The organism is Leclercia sp. W6 (genome assembly GCF_003336345.1).
Classification (GTDB): domain Bacteria; phylum Pseudomonadota; class Gammaproteobacteria; order Enterobacterales; family Enterobacteriaceae; genus Enterobacter.
Map to the genome: position 1 here is coordinate 1241593 of NZ_CP031104.1, position 12779 is coordinate 1254371.

The following is a 12779-nucleotide window of genomic DNA, read 5'->3' on the forward strand; positions in this document are numbered from 1 at the left end:
AAACCATGAAAGATTACGCCATTGCAGCCATCCCCGCAGACGGTATCGGCCCGGAAGTGATCACCGCAGGCGTTGAGGTCTTACACGCGCTGGCCCAGCGTCAGGGAGATATGCGTTTCTCAGTACATACCTTCGAGTGGGGCTCGGACTACTACAAAACCCACGGCGTGATGATGCCGGAGGACGGCCTGGAGCAGTTAAAAGCCTTCGATGCCATCTATTTTGGCGCGGTAGGGGCCCCGGACGTGCCGGATCACATCACCCTGTGGGGGCTGCGCCTGCCGATCTGCCAGGGCTTCGACCAATATGCCAATGTGCGGCCAACCAAAATCCTGCCGGGCATTCAGTCCCCGCTGCGCAAGGCGGTACCCGGCACCCTCGACTGGGTGATCGTGCGTGAGAACTCAGAAGGGGAATATTCCGGCCACGGCGGTCGCGCGCACCGCGGCCTGCCGGAAGAGGTGGGCACCGAGGTGGCGATTTTCACCCGCACCGGGGTAACGCGCATTATGCGCTACGCCTTCCGCCTGGCACAGTCGCGCCCGCGTAAGCTGTTAACCGTCGTCACCAAGTCTAACGCCCAGCGTCACGGGATGGTGATGTGGGATGAGATTGCCGCTGAGGTGGCGCGCGAGTTCCCGGACGTTACCTGGGACAAGATGCTGGTGGATGCCATGACCGTGCGCATGACCCTGCATCCTGAATCGCTGGATACCATCGTGGCAACCAACCTGCACGCCGATATCCTCTCCGACCTGGCGGGGGCGCTGGCGGGCAGTCTGGGGGTTGCGCCGACCGCCAATATCGACCCGGAGCGGCGTTTCCCGTCGATGTTCGAACCGATCCACGGCTCGGCGTTTGATATCACCGGTAAAGGCATCGCCAACCCGGTCGCCAGCTTCTGGACTGCGGCGCAGATGCTGGAGCATCTGGGGGAAGGGGAAGCCGCTGCACGCCTGATGGCGGCGGTGGAGCGGGTCTGCGCCGAAGGGATCATGACCACCGACGTGGGCGGCACGTCCAACACCCGCGAGGTCACCCAGGCGGTGATCCGCGCCATTGCAGAAGGCTGATCTATGGCACAACACGACGACAGCGCCCTGCGAGGGGCGCTTACTGAGATCTTCATGGCGGCGGTGAAAAGCGCCGACCCCCATGAGGCGCTGATTAACGCCCTGCCGGCGAAACCGCGCGGGCGCTGCATTGTGGTGGGCGCCGGGAAAGCCAGCGCCGCCATGGCCGCCGCGCTGGAGGCCGCCTGGCCAGATGTGGATCTGCAGGGCGTGGTGGTAACGCGTTACGGGCACGCTGTGCCGACAGAAAAAATCCGTATCGTCGAGGCGGCGCACCCGGTATCCGATGCCATGAGCAAAGTGGCCTCAATGCTGATGATGGAGCAGGTGAAGCACCTCACCGCCGACGACTGCGTGATCGCGCTAATCTCCGGCGGGGGATCGTCCCTGCTGGCCCTCCCGCGCCAGGGCATCACCCTGGCCGACAAGCAGGCGGTGAACAAAGCGCTGTTGAAGAGCGGGGCGACCATCAACGAGATGAACACCGTTCGCAAGCAGCTGTCGGATATCAAAGGGGGACGCCTGGCGCTGGCGGCGCTGCCTGCCCGGGTGATTACGCTTATCATCAGCGACGTACCGGGTGACGATCCCCAGAGCATCGCCTCCGGCCCGACGGTGGCGGACAGCTCCACGCCAGAAGAGGCGCTGGAGATTATCGCCCGCTATGGCCTGAAACTGCCGGAGCCGGTAATGCGCGTGCTTCGCACCCCGCGCGCCCCGGTAACGACAGCAGAGATAGACGAGGATATCCGCCTCATCGCCACCCCCTCCGGCGCGCTGGCCGCTGCCGCAGCCGTGGCGCAGAAGATGAAATACACCCCGCTGATCCTGGGCGATGCCCTAGAGGGTGAAAGTGCGCAATTAGGCATTATCATGGCCGGGATTGCGAAATCCGTAAAACAGCACGGCCTGCCGGTAAAAGGTCCGGCGGTGCTGCTGAGCGGTGGAGAGACCACGGTGACGATTGGCGACACGGGTTGTGGCCGCGGCGGGCGCAACACCGAGTTCCTGCTGGCGCTGGCCTGTGCGCTGAAGGGCGAGGCGGGGATTTACGCCATCGCCGGGGACAGCGACGGGATTGACGGCACCGAGGATGCGGCGGGAGCGATTGTCACGCCGGATACACTGGCTCGCACTAATCTGGATGCTAAGGCGATGCTGCGCGGGCATGACAGCTACAGCTACTTCGCCGCCGCGGGCGATCTGGTGGTAACCGGCCCGACATTAACCAACGTGAATGATATCCGGGTGGTGATGATTACGTGACCGAGAATGCCGGGTAAGGCGCAGCCGCCACCCGGCATTTTTTTTACGATTTACGAGGTTACTTCCGGGAATGCTTTTTGCCGCTTCGGCTTTATCACAGTGTCTTTGCCGGTATTGCCAGGAACTCACTCAACGGAAAATGAGCAGCATGCTGACAAATGAGCAGCATCTCGTGCTGGAGGATTTGCTGTTTGAACTGGTGAGTTATTTTAGCGACAGGCTGAAAGCTCCGCGCTGGCTGAGGACAGAGCAGGGCGATGTATTACTTTGAAGACAAAATAATTTACTTCTTAATGTTTAGAGTATCTGGCATGAAAATTAATCTCTGAATTTAATTCGGCCAACGTGTTTATCGAAGAGTTGTTAGATTGTGATATTCGCGAAACACCCTTATAGTTATTATCTATAAGGGTGTTGATTTTATCTCTTTTTCAGTGATGCACTTATATAAACGATGATGGCTACGATGAGTAATGATGAAATGCAGAGTGAAAGGAAATAATATTTATCCCATGTATCACCAGGGATGACATCTGTAAACATTCTCACCAAACTATAGGCTTTCATTTCTGGTATCAGTAAAAATAAGGCCGCTAACACCAAGGCGAATAGCAGCGCTTCCCCAATCCATAATGACACGTAATGCATTGGTTTCATTAATACACCTGTATAGTACCGAAAGCAGTTAATGAGGACGTTACTTGTATGGTTGGCGTTTTAAGCAAAGCATCGCGTAACAGCATAAAATCTGATAGACGCGGCAAGGTAATACAACCTTCGCTTACGCCTTTATAACCAGCTGGATGCAAACGAAAGTGTCCTCTTTCTACCTGTCCTGTGAATGTAATATCATCAATCTGTGCGTCATGTCTGTACAAAGCAAACCATACTGACCTGTCCGAACCGGATATGAACGATGCAAAAGCATCACTCAACCCTGTTAGTGCACCACCTGTACTGTAGTACAAACCTGGCGGTAGCGGTCCGATAGAAGGGATGGCAATATCATTAGCATTGTTGCGTGATGTGCCTGTACCAGAATAAGCCGGAAAAAAACCTATCCCGGGGCAGCTCAGATTACTTAGTTGATTTCCATTTAGATGGAATGTGCATTGGATCATCGTTCATTCCAGCTATCCGAGAAAATGACATTCCCATCACAATATTTCCAGGTTATTTTCTCATATCGTAAGGATACCGCTTCCAGATGATTATGCTTTTCAGTTGCTGGATTTTTACAATCGTGCATCATGGGGCAAATTGAAATAACATTAACGTTCTCAAGTAACATATTGAAGTACTCTTCCTCTTGTCCTGAGCAATTAATTTTATACCATTTCAATTCTACGCTTTTTAGTGTCTGCCCCTGAGCTACAGCCTTGTATATATATGGACTTGAGGAATCAAATTCTTTCTGAAATGTTAATGGCGCATGTAAGCGCGTTCCCGTGATTTTACCTGTACTGTTATCAGTCGGTAAATGTAATCCATGACTAAAACCCAGCACCTCAATGCTTCCTTCACGATCTTTAACATCAACCGATCCTTTAATATCAGCTCCACCATCGTCTTTCATCCATAAGTAAGCTGGAATTGCCATTTGTGTAATCCTTTAATTTGTTGATAAACGAAAAAGCCTACATTCACTAAGGTTAATATGCAAAAACATTGATCCCAAAAATAAATAAGGTTTTTTTATTCGTGTAAACAAAGTTGATTCATGCGGGCTAGCCTGCATCGAACTCCTGGCGTTGAAATGTTCTCAGTACAATCACCGCAGAATCACCCGTCCCCCCTTTGACAGGGCACTACACTGATCTACATACCTGCGCGCGCTAACCCAGCGCGTGTTTGTCATGTCCATAAAATAAGGATGCATCATGATCCGGCCTATTCCTCTCGAACGTTATCGCAACATCGGAATCTCAGCGCATATTGATGCCGGTAAAACCACCACCACCGAGCGCATCCTGTTCTATACCGGGGTGAGCCATAAGATGGGGGAGGTCCACGATGGTGCGGCGATCACCGACTGGATGGCGCAGGAGCAGGAGCGGGGGATTACCATCACCTCGGCGGCGGTAAGCTGCTTCTGGTCTGGCATGGATCGCAGCTATGAGCCGCACCGGATCAATATCATCGACACCCCCGGGCACGTCGATTTTACCATCGAGGTGGAGCGCTCCATGCGGGTGCTCGACGGGGCGGTGATGGTTTATGACTCGGTGGGCGGGGTACAGCCACAGTCGGAAACCGTCTGGCGGCAGGCCAACAAGTACCGGGTGCCGCGTATCGCCTTCGTCAACAAAATGGACCGTCCGGGGGCCGATTTCTTCCACGTGGTGCAGATGATGATCGACCGGCTGAAAGCGCACCCGGTGCCGATTGTGATCCCCATCGGCGCGGAGGAGCATTTCACCGGCGTGGTCGATCTGATCAAGATGCGGGCTATCATCTGGGATGACGCCACCCAGGGGATGACCTTTAACTATGCCCCGGTGCCGGATGAGCTACAGGCTACTGCCCGGACCTGGCGGGATAAAATGGTCTCTGCGGCGGCGGAAGCCAGCGACGAGCTGATGGATAAATACCTCGACACCAACGAGCTCGATGAGGCAGAAATTATCCGCGGCTTACGTAAACGGACGGTGGCTGGCGAGATCCAGCCGATGCTCTGCGGCAGCGCCTTTAAAAATAAAGGGGTGCAGCGAATGCTCGATGCGGTGATCGAGCTGATGCCGTCCCCCCTCGACGTGCCCGCTATCGACGGCGTGGATGAAAAAGGCCAGCACGCCGAGCGCCACCCCAATGATGACGAACCCTTCTCGGCGCTGGCGTTCAAGCTGATGTCCGACCCCTACGTCGGTCAGCTAACCTTTATCCGCGTCTATTCCGGCGTGCTGAAAAAAGGCGACGCGGTCTTTAACCCGGTGAAAGGCAAGAAGGAGCGCATCGGGCGTATCGTCCTGATGCACGCCAACGACCGGCACGACGTGGAGGAGCTGCGTACCGGGGATATCGCCGCCTGCGTCGGGCTGAAAGATGTTACCACCGGCGACACCCTGACCGACCCCAACGCCGTCATCACCCTTGAGCGGATGGAGTTTCCGGACCCGGTGATCTCCCTCTCCATCGAGCCGAAAACCAAAGCTGACCAGGAGAAGATAGGCATCGCCCTGCATCGTCTGGCAGCGGAAGATCCCTCCTTCCACCTGCATACCGATGAAGAATCGGGCCAGACCATTATCTCCGGGATGGGTGAGCTGCATCTGGAGATCATTGTCGACCGCATGAAGCGGGAGTTTGGCGTCGAGGCCAATATTGGCCGCCCGCAGGTGACCTACCGGGAAACCATCCGCAAAGCGGTGAACGACGTTGAGGGCAAGTTTGTCCGCCAGTCCGGTGGCAAAGGGCAGTACGGCCACGTGGTGCTGAGCCTTGAGCCGCAGGAGCCGGGCAGCGGCTTTACGTTTGTCGATGCCACCAAGGGCGGGGTGGTGCCCCGGGAGTATATTCCGTCGGTTGAGAAAGGGCTGCGGGAAGCGATGAACAGCGGCGTGCTGGCGGGCTATCCGGTGGTGGATATCAAAGCGACCCTGACTTTCGGCTCTTATCACGATGTCGACTCCTCGGAGATGGCCTTCCGCATGGCGGCGATCTTTGGCTTTAAGGACGCAGCGCGTAAGGCCGATCCGGTGATCCTGGAGCCGATGATGCATGTGGAGGTCGAAACCCCGGAAGAGTACGCCGGGAACATTATGGGCGATCTCTCTTCCCGGCGTGGGCTGGTGCAGGGGATGGAGGAGCAGTTCGGCAGCCAGATTATCCGCGCCGACGTGCCGCTGGCGGAGATGTTCGGCTACGCCACCACGCTGCGCTCCATGTCCCAGGGGCGGGCAACTTACAGTATGGAGTTCCACCATTACGCCGAAGCCCCGCGCATCGTCGCCGATGAGATTATCGCCGGACGGTCGAAAAAGTAGGCCCAAGGGGTGAACCATGAAGCGTCTGCATTATGCTCTCGCCGCACTCATGGCACCCCTTATGCTGCTGGGGTGTGTGGTGATGTCCGGCACCAGCAAAACCGATTTTGCCGCGACCCGGCAGGCGGATATGGTTTTTATCGGCCTGCCGGCGCCGCTGAACTGGTTTGCCGCCGGGATGCAGGGCACCACTTTCCCGGTCTCAAGCCAACTGTCCCTCACCGCCGCGCACGTCGCGGTACCGCTGCTGAAGCCGGTCAGGGCCCAGCATCCGGTCTGCGATGTGGCGGTCATTGCCGATAACAACCGCGGCAAGATCGTGCATCAGCTGGCCTGGGCCCGGGCTGGACGCAACGTCACCCTGTTTGGCTACAGCGCCATCAACAGCCTGCCCAAATCCAGCCGGGGCAAGATCGACGGCTTCGTTAAGCGCGACGGCTGCTACTACGGCATCATCACCGGGGCGGGGGCGGTGTCGGGCATGTCCGGCGGGCCGGTAATAGACAGCCTGACCGGGGAGACGGTGGGGATCATCACCAACGTCATCCCCGGCAAGGGCGCAGTGGCCTTTGTGGCGGTGCAGGATTTTACCAACCTGCTGGACCGCATGCGGATCCCTTATAAGACCTATTAGAAGATATTGACTACAGTGCAGGACCTGCAACGCCGGGTGGCGGCTGCGCCTTACCCGGCCTACGTGTCCCGTGCTCGTGTAGGCCCGGGCAAGCGCAGCGCCGCCGGGCAAAATCCGGCACCTGAGTAAACACCGGTTATTTCACTCAGGCGCTTTTACCTGCTTCCCGCTGGTCACAAAGGTGCCTGCGCCCAGGTGGTGCAGGGTGTTGCGCTTATCATCATCAAACTGCCAGCGTCCGGCCACGAACGCCCGTTCATCGGCGGCGGCTGAGACCACCTCGCCAAACAGGGTGTCATACTTTTCTGTCGCGGAGGTGGCGGGCAGCAGACGGCACTCCATCCACGCCAGGCACTTCTCTTCAATTACCGGCAGCCCCAGCACCGGGCCGTTAATCACCGGAATCCCGTAGCAGTTGAACTTATCCTCATCGCGCCCGCTGACGCTGCCCACGGCATAGGTCCAGTTGGTGGCCGCCACGCCGGGAATGACGATCCCGAACATGCCGCTGCGTTCAATCAGCTCCCGCGACCAGGCGCTTTTATCCACCACGATGGCGATCCGCGGCGGCTCGAACTCCACCGGCATCGACCAGGCGGCGGCCATGACGTTGCGGCGGTCCAGGGAGTCGTCGCGGCTGGTGATCAGGATGGTCGGGCCGTGATTTAACAGGCGGCTGGCGTGCATTAATTCAACGGGGCGGAAGTGGCTCATAGAATTTCCTCATCAATAGCATCAGAGCATTAAACGTCTGAAAGCCATCGGAAATCAATACGCAACAAAGGTGTCATGTTTTCGCAACACAAGCTGCCTACAGTGGCGAGCATCAAATCCCAAAGAGGATAACAAGATGCTCACTTCCATATCGCTTAAAGGCGTGTCGTACGCTTTTGGCGCGAATACTGTATTGAATCAAATCGATCTGCATATCGAGCCGGGTAGCGTGGTTGCGCTGCTGGGGCCGTCGGGCTGCGGCAAAAGCACCCTGTTGCGACTGCTGGCGGGGTTAACCCAGCCCGCACAGGGTGAGATCCATTTTGGCGATCGCCTGGTGGCGAAAACCGGATGGGCGCTGTCGCCGGAAGCCCGGGACATCGGCATGGTGTTCCAGGATTACGCCCTCTGGCCGCACATGACCGTGGCGCAGAATGTGATGTTCCCGCTGAAGATGCGCCATGTTCCGCGTCAGGAACGCGAAAGCCGCGTTGCGCAGGCACTGGATCGCGTCGGCTTAAGCGCCTTCGCCGATCGCAAACCGGCGGGGCTCTCGGGCGGTCAGCAACAGCGTGTGGCGCTGGCCCGGGCGATAGTCGCGGAACCGCGGGTGCTGCTGTTTGACGAGCCGCTCTCCAACCTCGACAGCGAACTGCGTAGCACCTTGTGTCATGAGATGGCATCACTGCTGCGCCAGCTCGGCACCACCGCCGTCTATGTTACCCACGACCGCCGGGAGGCTGAAATCCTGGCCGATCGCATCGTGCATTTGTCTGCTGGCAGCGTCGCTGCCGATCGTTTGATTACCACCTCAGGGGAGTTCGCATGAAAGCTACAATGTCCGTCAAAAAAGGAGTGCTGTTAGCCATGGCGTTATCGTCCGTTATGATCTCCAGCGCCCACGCGCTGACCGTCTACACCGCGGGGCCGGGCTCGCTCGCCAAAAACCTGGCCAGCGGCTTTGAAAAGAAAACTGGCGTGAAGGTGGATATCTTCCAGGCCACCACCGGCAAAGTGATGGCCCGCCTTGAAGCGGAGCAGGCTAACCCGCAGGCCGATATTCTGATCTCCGCCTCCTGGGATACCGCGGAAGATCTGCACAATCGCGGCTGGCTGCTGCCGTACCAGAGCGCCAATGCGGCGAACGTGCCTGCGGATCTGAAATCAGAGGACTTTGTGGCCCAGGGCGTGTCGGCGTTGGGCATCGTCTGGAACACCAAAAGCGGCACCCCGGAGCCGAAAGAGTGGCACGATCTGACCACCGCCGCCTTTAAAGACAAAGTCACCACCCCGGACCCGGCGCTGTCCGGTGCTTCACTCGATCTGCTGATCGGGTTGCAGAATGGCATGGGCGATAAGGCCTGGACCCTGTTTAATGAGCTGAAAAAGAACGGCATGGTGGTCAGCGGCCCGAACGCGCAGGCGGTCACCCCGGTGATGCAGGGAGCCAAAGCGGCAGTGTTCGGCGCAGTGGATTATGTCTCGTATGGCAACATCAGCCAGGGCGAATCCCTGAAGGTGATCTTCCCGGCCAGCGGCACGGTGATTGCCCCGCGTCCGATGATGATCCTCAAATCCACCCAGCATGCGGATGACGCCAAAGCCTTTGTGGATTACGTTCTCTCCCCGGAAGGTCAGGCGATGGTGGCCGATGCCTGGCTGATGCCCGCCCGTGGCGATGTGCAGGCCAAACGTCCACTGCTTAACGACCTGAAAATTCTGCCGACCAAAAGCGATGGTAGCAGCGAGCGCAGCGATATCCTCAAGCGTTTCAACACGCTCTTCACCTTATAACCACGCGACGGGGGCAACCCCGTCTTCAGGACGGCTTCGTGAATCCTAAATATTTATCGGTAACGACGCTGGGATTATTGCTGATCCTGGTGGCGTTTCCGCTCACCTTTATTCTGCTCCAGGCGGTGTTTCCGCACTTCAGCGCCGGGCAGTTTTCCGGGGCGTTCAGCGGCATCAGTCGGCTACTGGCGGAGCCGCAACTGCCGGGCATGTTGGGCGGTACGCTGCAAATTGCCCTTGGCGTCGCCCTGGTCAGTGCGCTGATCGGCTTTCCCCTCGGCGTGGCGCGCGGGCTGTTTAACCTGCCGCTGCCGAAGCTGTGGGATCTGCTGTTTCTGATCCCGTTTTTAACCCCGCCCTATATCGCCGCGCTCTCCTGGATGCTGGTCCTGCAAACCAACGGCTATCTGCAACAGATCACCGGGGTCAACCTCAACGACCTGCTGTTCAGCAGGAGCGGGATCGTGCTGGTGATGGCGCTGAATATCTTCCCGGTGGTCTATTTTGCGGTGTCGCGCAGCCTGCTGGCGAGCGGCCAGCGTCTGGCGCTGGTGGCCCGTGTTCACGGTGCCAGCCCTGGCCGGGCGTTCTGGCATATCACGCTGCCCATGCTCTCGCCGTCGCTGGCGGCGGGGATGCTGCTGGCCTTTACCCTGGCGATTGAAGAGTTTGGCGTACCTGCCGCTCTCGGCACGCGCGCTGGCGTAGTGATGCTCACCACCGATATCGAGAAAAAACTGGCGGACTGGCCGATCGATCTTTCGGGCGCATCGATGCTTTCCGTGGTGCTGGTGGTTATCGCCCTGAGTGCCTGGTGGCTGCAGAAAAAGCTGACCGGGCATCAGGATGTGACCAGCATTACCGGCAAACCGACGGAGAATATGGGCGCCAGTGCCGGGATCTTTACGCTGCCGGTTGTCGTTGTTTTTGCGCTGACGGGTTTTATCGCGGTGATTCTGCCGGGAGCGTCGATGGCGCTGTCCGGGGTGCTGGGAACCCTGTCCGGCGGAGTGACGCTGGATAATCTGACCGGCGGGCACTATGCGGCGCTCTTCAGCCAGCAGGGGGATGCGCTGTCGGCGCTGCGCACCAGCCTGTCGCTGGCGCTGGGGGCGGCCTGTATTACTGGCGCGCTGGGTCTGCTGGCCGCGTGGCTGGTGGTGGTGCAGAAGATCAAAGGGCGCGGCGTTCTGGATGCGCTGTCGTTGATGCCTGCCGCCTTGCCGGGCGTGGTGGTCGGGGTGGGGCTGATCCTGCTGTGGAACCGCCCGTTCTGGCCGGTCTCACCCTATAACAGCTGGGCGATATTGCTGCTTTCCTACTGCTGCCTGTTGCTGCCGTGGCCGGTGCGCTATGTCGGCAGCGCGCTGCGTCAGCTGGGGGGCAATCTTGAGCCTGCCGCGCGGGTGCATGGCGCGTCGGCGTTGCAGGCGCTGCGCTTTATCGTGTTGCCGCTGGTCTCCCCGGCGATGCTGGCGGCGATGCTGATGGTGTTTGCCATCGCCTCGCGCGAGCTGGTGACGTCGCTGCTGCTGGCCCCGGCGGGCACGCAGACCGTCTCGGTATTTATCTGGCGGCAGTTCGAGCAGGGTTCCGTCGGACAGGGAATGGCGATGGCGACCCTGACGCTGCTGACCGGGCTGGTGCTGATGTTAACGGCGCTCGGGATCATGCAACGCACCTCGCGCGGATAAAAAGCACTTTTGAAACAGTGAGCGGGGTAAATTAGTTTATAAACAAGGAAACTGTAAAAGGAACTGACTATGACCCCGTTTTTGACCGCTTATCTCGCCCGTACCGGCTGGCAGCAGCCGGTTTCTGCGGACATCGCCACCCTGCGGGGCCTGCACCTGCATCACAACAGCGCCGTCCCGTTTGAAAATATCGATGTGGTGCTGCCGCGTGAAATCCAGCTCGACGAGCAATCCCTGGTCGATAAGCTGGTCACCGCCCGCCGCGGCGGGTATTGCTTTGAGCAGAACGGGCTCTTCGAGCGAGCCCTTCGTGAGGTGGGATTCCATGTGCGCAGCCTGCTGGGTCGGGTGGTGCTGGCGAATCCGGCCCAGATGCCGCCGCGCACCCACCGTCTGCTGCTGGTGGATCTGGAGGGCGAACGCTGGATCGCCGACGTCGGTTTTGGCGGGCAGACCCTGACCGCGCCCATCCGTTTGGTCGCCGAAGAAGAGCAGGCGACGCCGCACGGCCTGTACCGGCTAATCAACGACGGCAGCGACTGGGTGTTACAGTTCCGCCACCACGAGCACTGGCAATCGATGTATCACTTCGATCTCACCGCGCAATACCAGGCCGATTACGTGTTGGGCAACTTCTGGTCAGCGCACTGGCCGCAGTCCCATTTCCGTCATCATCTGCTGATGTGCCGCCATCTGCCCGACGGCGGCAAACTGACCCTTACCAACCTGCATTTCACCCACTGGCATGACGGTCATGTGGTCGAGCAGCTTAACCTGCCGGATGCTGAAGCACTCTATCAGGTAATGCAGGAGCGGTTCGGGCTGGGCGTGGACGATCCGACGTTCGGCTTTTCACTGGCAGAACTCACGGCGGTAATGGCCGGGTTTGAAACCCATCCGCAGGCGGGGAAATAGCGGGAAGGGGCGTAAGCCCCTTTCTGTTAGCCGATTAAAACCTTAGCGCGCATTCTCACGGCATCCAGCTCTTCGGCGGTGGCTGTTCCCTTTTTCACAGCGTTTCGCGCCCGCCAGTCCAGATTTTTGATCTGATCCGCAAGGGCGACGTTGCGGCGCGAACCGCTAATAGCCACTTCGAAGGGGTAGTTTTTGATTTGCGATGTGAGTGGACAGCAGAGCATCAAACCGGTGCGTCCATTGTAGCTGGCGGGTGAAATAACCAGTGCAGGGCGGTGACCTGCCTGTTCATGTCCTGACTGCGGATCAAAATCCAGCCAGACGATATCACCCGCTTCCGGGATGTAGTCCATTACAACAGCTCCTTGCCTTGCGGTTCTCCAAATGTGATTTCGTGATGCAGATTGTCGTCAGTAATTGCCGCGAGCAGCGATTCCAGCGTCGGTTCGTCCCTTTTTACCGGTGTCAAAATTATCCGTCCCTCTTCGTCGACATTAACATTTACCACATCGTCTACGTTCAGTTCTGCCTCACGCATAACCGCGACGGGAAGCCTGACAGAAGGACTGTTCCCCCATTTTTTAACGGTGACCTGCGGCATATAAATACTCCAGATGTTGATACAAAGTATCACCATCATAGGCTGCGTGGTTTTTATGTGTCAACATTGTTGATACATGGGAGGGCTGATAACGCCGGGCGGCGC

The 12779-nt window shown here is 58.3% G+C and carries 15 protein-coding genes; 9 read left to right on the plus strand and 6 right to left on the minus strand.

All coding sequences use genetic code 11. The features are described 5' to 3' along the window. The first annotated feature begins 5 nt into the window (after window positions 1-5). From DVA43_RS06055 to DVA43_RS25245, 3 genes are all read left to right on the plus strand, one after another. Window positions 6-1073, plus strand: coding sequence for a tartrate dehydrogenase (locus DVA43_RS06055; protein ID WP_114314910.1), 1068 nt, complete (start codon window positions 6-8; stop codon window positions 1071-1073). Window positions 1074-1076: 3 nt separating this feature from the next. Beyond that, window positions 1077-2339 carry a glycerate kinase gene (locus DVA43_RS06060; protein WP_114314911.1) on the plus strand — a complete coding sequence of 421 codons (1263 nt, stop codon included), beginning with the start codon at window positions 1077-1079 and terminating at the stop codon, window positions 2337-2339. Window positions 2340-2487: 148 nt separating this feature from the next. Then, window positions 2488-2610 carry a hypothetical protein gene (locus DVA43_RS25245; RefSeq protein ID WP_256387104.1) on the plus strand — a complete coding sequence of 41 codons (123 nt, stop codon included), beginning with the start codon at window positions 2488-2490 and terminating at the stop codon, window positions 2608-2610. 149 nt (window positions 2611-2759) lie between these two features. Here the strand turns inward: DVA43_RS25245 and DVA43_RS06065 are convergent, their stop codons facing one another. From DVA43_RS06065 to DVA43_RS06075, 3 genes are read right to left on the minus strand one after another with little or no spacing between them, the layout of a single operon-like run. Next, entirely contained in the window at window positions 2760-2996 is a 237-nt protein-coding gene (locus DVA43_RS06065) for a hypothetical protein (protein ID WP_114314912.1), read from the minus strand. Further along, window positions 2996-3460, minus strand: a complete 465-nt coding sequence (locus DVA43_RS06070) for a DUF2778 domain-containing protein (RefSeq protein ID WP_114314913.1) — start codon at window positions 3458-3460, stop codon at window positions 2996-2998. The genes DVA43_RS06065 and DVA43_RS06070 overlap by 1 nt, the downstream gene beginning before the upstream one ends. Then, window positions 3457-3939, minus strand: coding sequence for an Hcp family type VI secretion system effector (locus DVA43_RS06075; protein WP_114314914.1), 483 nt, complete (start codon window positions 3937-3939; stop codon window positions 3457-3459). Before DVA43_RS06075 ends, DVA43_RS06070 begins: the two co-directional genes overlap by 4 nt. A gap of 280 nt (window positions 3940-4219) precedes the next feature. On the opposite strand from DVA43_RS06075, the gene fusA reads away from it, so the two are divergent. Together fusA and DVA43_RS24675 are read left to right on the plus strand one after the other, a co-directional pair. Then, entirely contained in the window at window positions 4220-6322 is a 2103-nt protein-coding gene (fusA, locus tag DVA43_RS06080; RefSeq protein ID WP_114314915.1) for an elongation factor G, read from the plus strand. Between the two features lie 16 nt (window positions 6323-6338). Next, on the plus strand, window positions 6339-6956 hold the full coding sequence (locus tag DVA43_RS24675) for a trypsin-like peptidase domain-containing protein (RefSeq protein WP_156238784.1): 618 nt from the start codon (window positions 6339-6341) through the stop codon (window positions 6954-6956). Window positions 6957-7097: 141 nt separating this feature from the next. On the opposite strand, the gene DVA43_RS06090 is transcribed toward DVA43_RS24675, so the two are convergent. After that, complete coding sequence (locus tag DVA43_RS06090; RefSeq protein WP_114314917.1) at window positions 7098-7670, minus strand: flavin reductase family protein; 573 nt, start codon at window positions 7668-7670, stop codon at window positions 7098-7100. Between the two features lie 136 nt (window positions 7671-7806). Between DVA43_RS06090 and DVA43_RS06095 the strand changes: the two genes are divergently transcribed. The 4 genes from DVA43_RS06095 to nhoA all read left to right on the plus strand — a co-directional run bounded on the left by DVA43_RS06095 (window position 7807) and on the right by nhoA (window position 12073). After that, window positions 7807-8499 (plus strand): ABC transporter ATP-binding protein, encoded by a 693-nt coding sequence (locus DVA43_RS06095; protein ID WP_114314918.1) that lies wholly within the window; start codon window positions 7807-7809, stop codon window positions 8497-8499. After that, window positions 8496-9464 carry an ABC transporter substrate-binding protein gene (locus DVA43_RS06100; protein WP_114314919.1) on the plus strand — a complete coding sequence of 323 codons (969 nt, stop codon included), beginning with the start codon at window positions 8496-8498 and terminating at the stop codon, window positions 9462-9464. Before DVA43_RS06095 ends, DVA43_RS06100 begins: the two co-directional genes overlap by 4 nt. A gap of 38 nt (window positions 9465-9502) precedes the next feature. Further along, the gene (locus tag DVA43_RS06105; protein WP_114314920.1) at window positions 9503-11158 is read left to right on the plus strand and encodes an iron ABC transporter permease; all 1656 of its coding nucleotides are present in this window, start codon (window positions 9503-9505) and stop codon (window positions 11156-11158) included. Window positions 11159-11227: 69 nt separating this feature from the next. Then, the gene (gene nhoA / locus DVA43_RS06110; RefSeq protein ID WP_114314921.1) at window positions 11228-12073 is read left to right on the plus strand and encodes an N-hydroxyarylamine O-acetyltransferase; all 846 of its coding nucleotides are present in this window, start codon (window positions 11228-11230) and stop codon (window positions 12071-12073) included. A gap of 26 nt (window positions 12074-12099) precedes the next feature. Here the strand turns inward: nhoA and mazF are convergent, their stop codons facing one another. Continuing rightward, window positions 12100-12426 (minus strand): endoribonuclease MazF, encoded by a 327-nt coding sequence (mazF, locus tag DVA43_RS06115; protein ID WP_103822010.1) that lies wholly within the window; start codon window positions 12424-12426, stop codon window positions 12100-12102. Next, window positions 12426-12674: an AbrB/MazE/SpoVT family DNA-binding domain-containing protein gene (locus tag DVA43_RS06120; protein WP_114314922.1), complete on the minus strand. Its 249-nt coding sequence runs from the start codon at window positions 12672-12674 to the stop codon at window positions 12426-12428. Before DVA43_RS06120 ends, mazF begins: the two co-directional genes overlap by 1 nt. Between the last annotated feature and the right edge of the window lie 105 nt (window positions 12675-12779).

Excerpts from the sequence above, each read along its gene's own strand:
- DVA43_RS06055 (WP_114314910.1), top strand. The coding sequence starts at position 6 with ATGAAAGATTACGCCATTGCAGCCATCCCCGCAGACGGTATCGGCCCG.
- DVA43_RS06060 (WP_114314911.1), top strand. The coding sequence starts at position 1,077 with ATGGCACAACACGACGACAGCGCCCTGCGAGGGGCGCTTACTGAGATC.
- DVA43_RS25245 (WP_256387104.1), top strand. The coding sequence starts at position 2,488 with ATGCTGACAAATGAGCAGCATCTCGTGCTGGAGGATTTGCTGTTTGAA.
- DVA43_RS06065 (WP_114314912.1), bottom strand. The coding sequence starts at position 2,996 with ATGAAACCAATGCATTACGTGTCATTATGGATTGGGGAAGCGCTGCTA.
- DVA43_RS06070 (WP_114314913.1), bottom strand. The coding sequence starts at position 3,460 with ATGATCCAATGCACATTCCATCTAAATGGAAATCAACTAAGTAATCTG.
- DVA43_RS06075 (WP_114314914.1), bottom strand. The coding sequence starts at position 3,939 with ATGGCAATTCCAGCTTACTTATGGATGAAAGACGATGGTGGAGCTGAT.
- fusA (WP_114314915.1), top strand. The coding sequence starts at position 4,220 with ATGATCCGGCCTATTCCTCTCGAACGTTATCGCAACATCGGAATCTCA.
- DVA43_RS24675 (WP_156238784.1), top strand. The coding sequence starts at position 6,339 with ATGAAGCGTCTGCATTATGCTCTCGCCGCACTCATGGCACCCCTTATG.
- DVA43_RS06090 (WP_114314917.1), bottom strand. The coding sequence starts at position 7,670 with ATGAGCCACTTCCGCCCCGTTGAATTAATGCACGCCAGCCGCCTGTTA.
- DVA43_RS06095 (WP_114314918.1), top strand. The coding sequence starts at position 7,807 with ATGCTCACTTCCATATCGCTTAAAGGCGTGTCGTACGCTTTTGGCGCG.
- DVA43_RS06100 (WP_114314919.1), top strand. The coding sequence starts at position 8,496 with ATGAAAGCTACAATGTCCGTCAAAAAAGGAGTGCTGTTAGCCATGGCG.
- nhoA (WP_114314921.1), top strand. The coding sequence starts at position 11,228 with ATGACCCCGTTTTTGACCGCTTATCTCGCCCGTACCGGCTGGCAGCAG.
- mazF (WP_103822010.1), bottom strand. The coding sequence starts at position 12,426 with ATGGACTACATCCCGGAAGCGGGTGATATCGTCTGGCTGGATTTTGAT.
- DVA43_RS06120 (WP_114314922.1), bottom strand. The coding sequence starts at position 12,674 with ATGCCGCAGGTCACCGTTAAAAAATGGGGGAACAGTCCTTCTGTCAGG.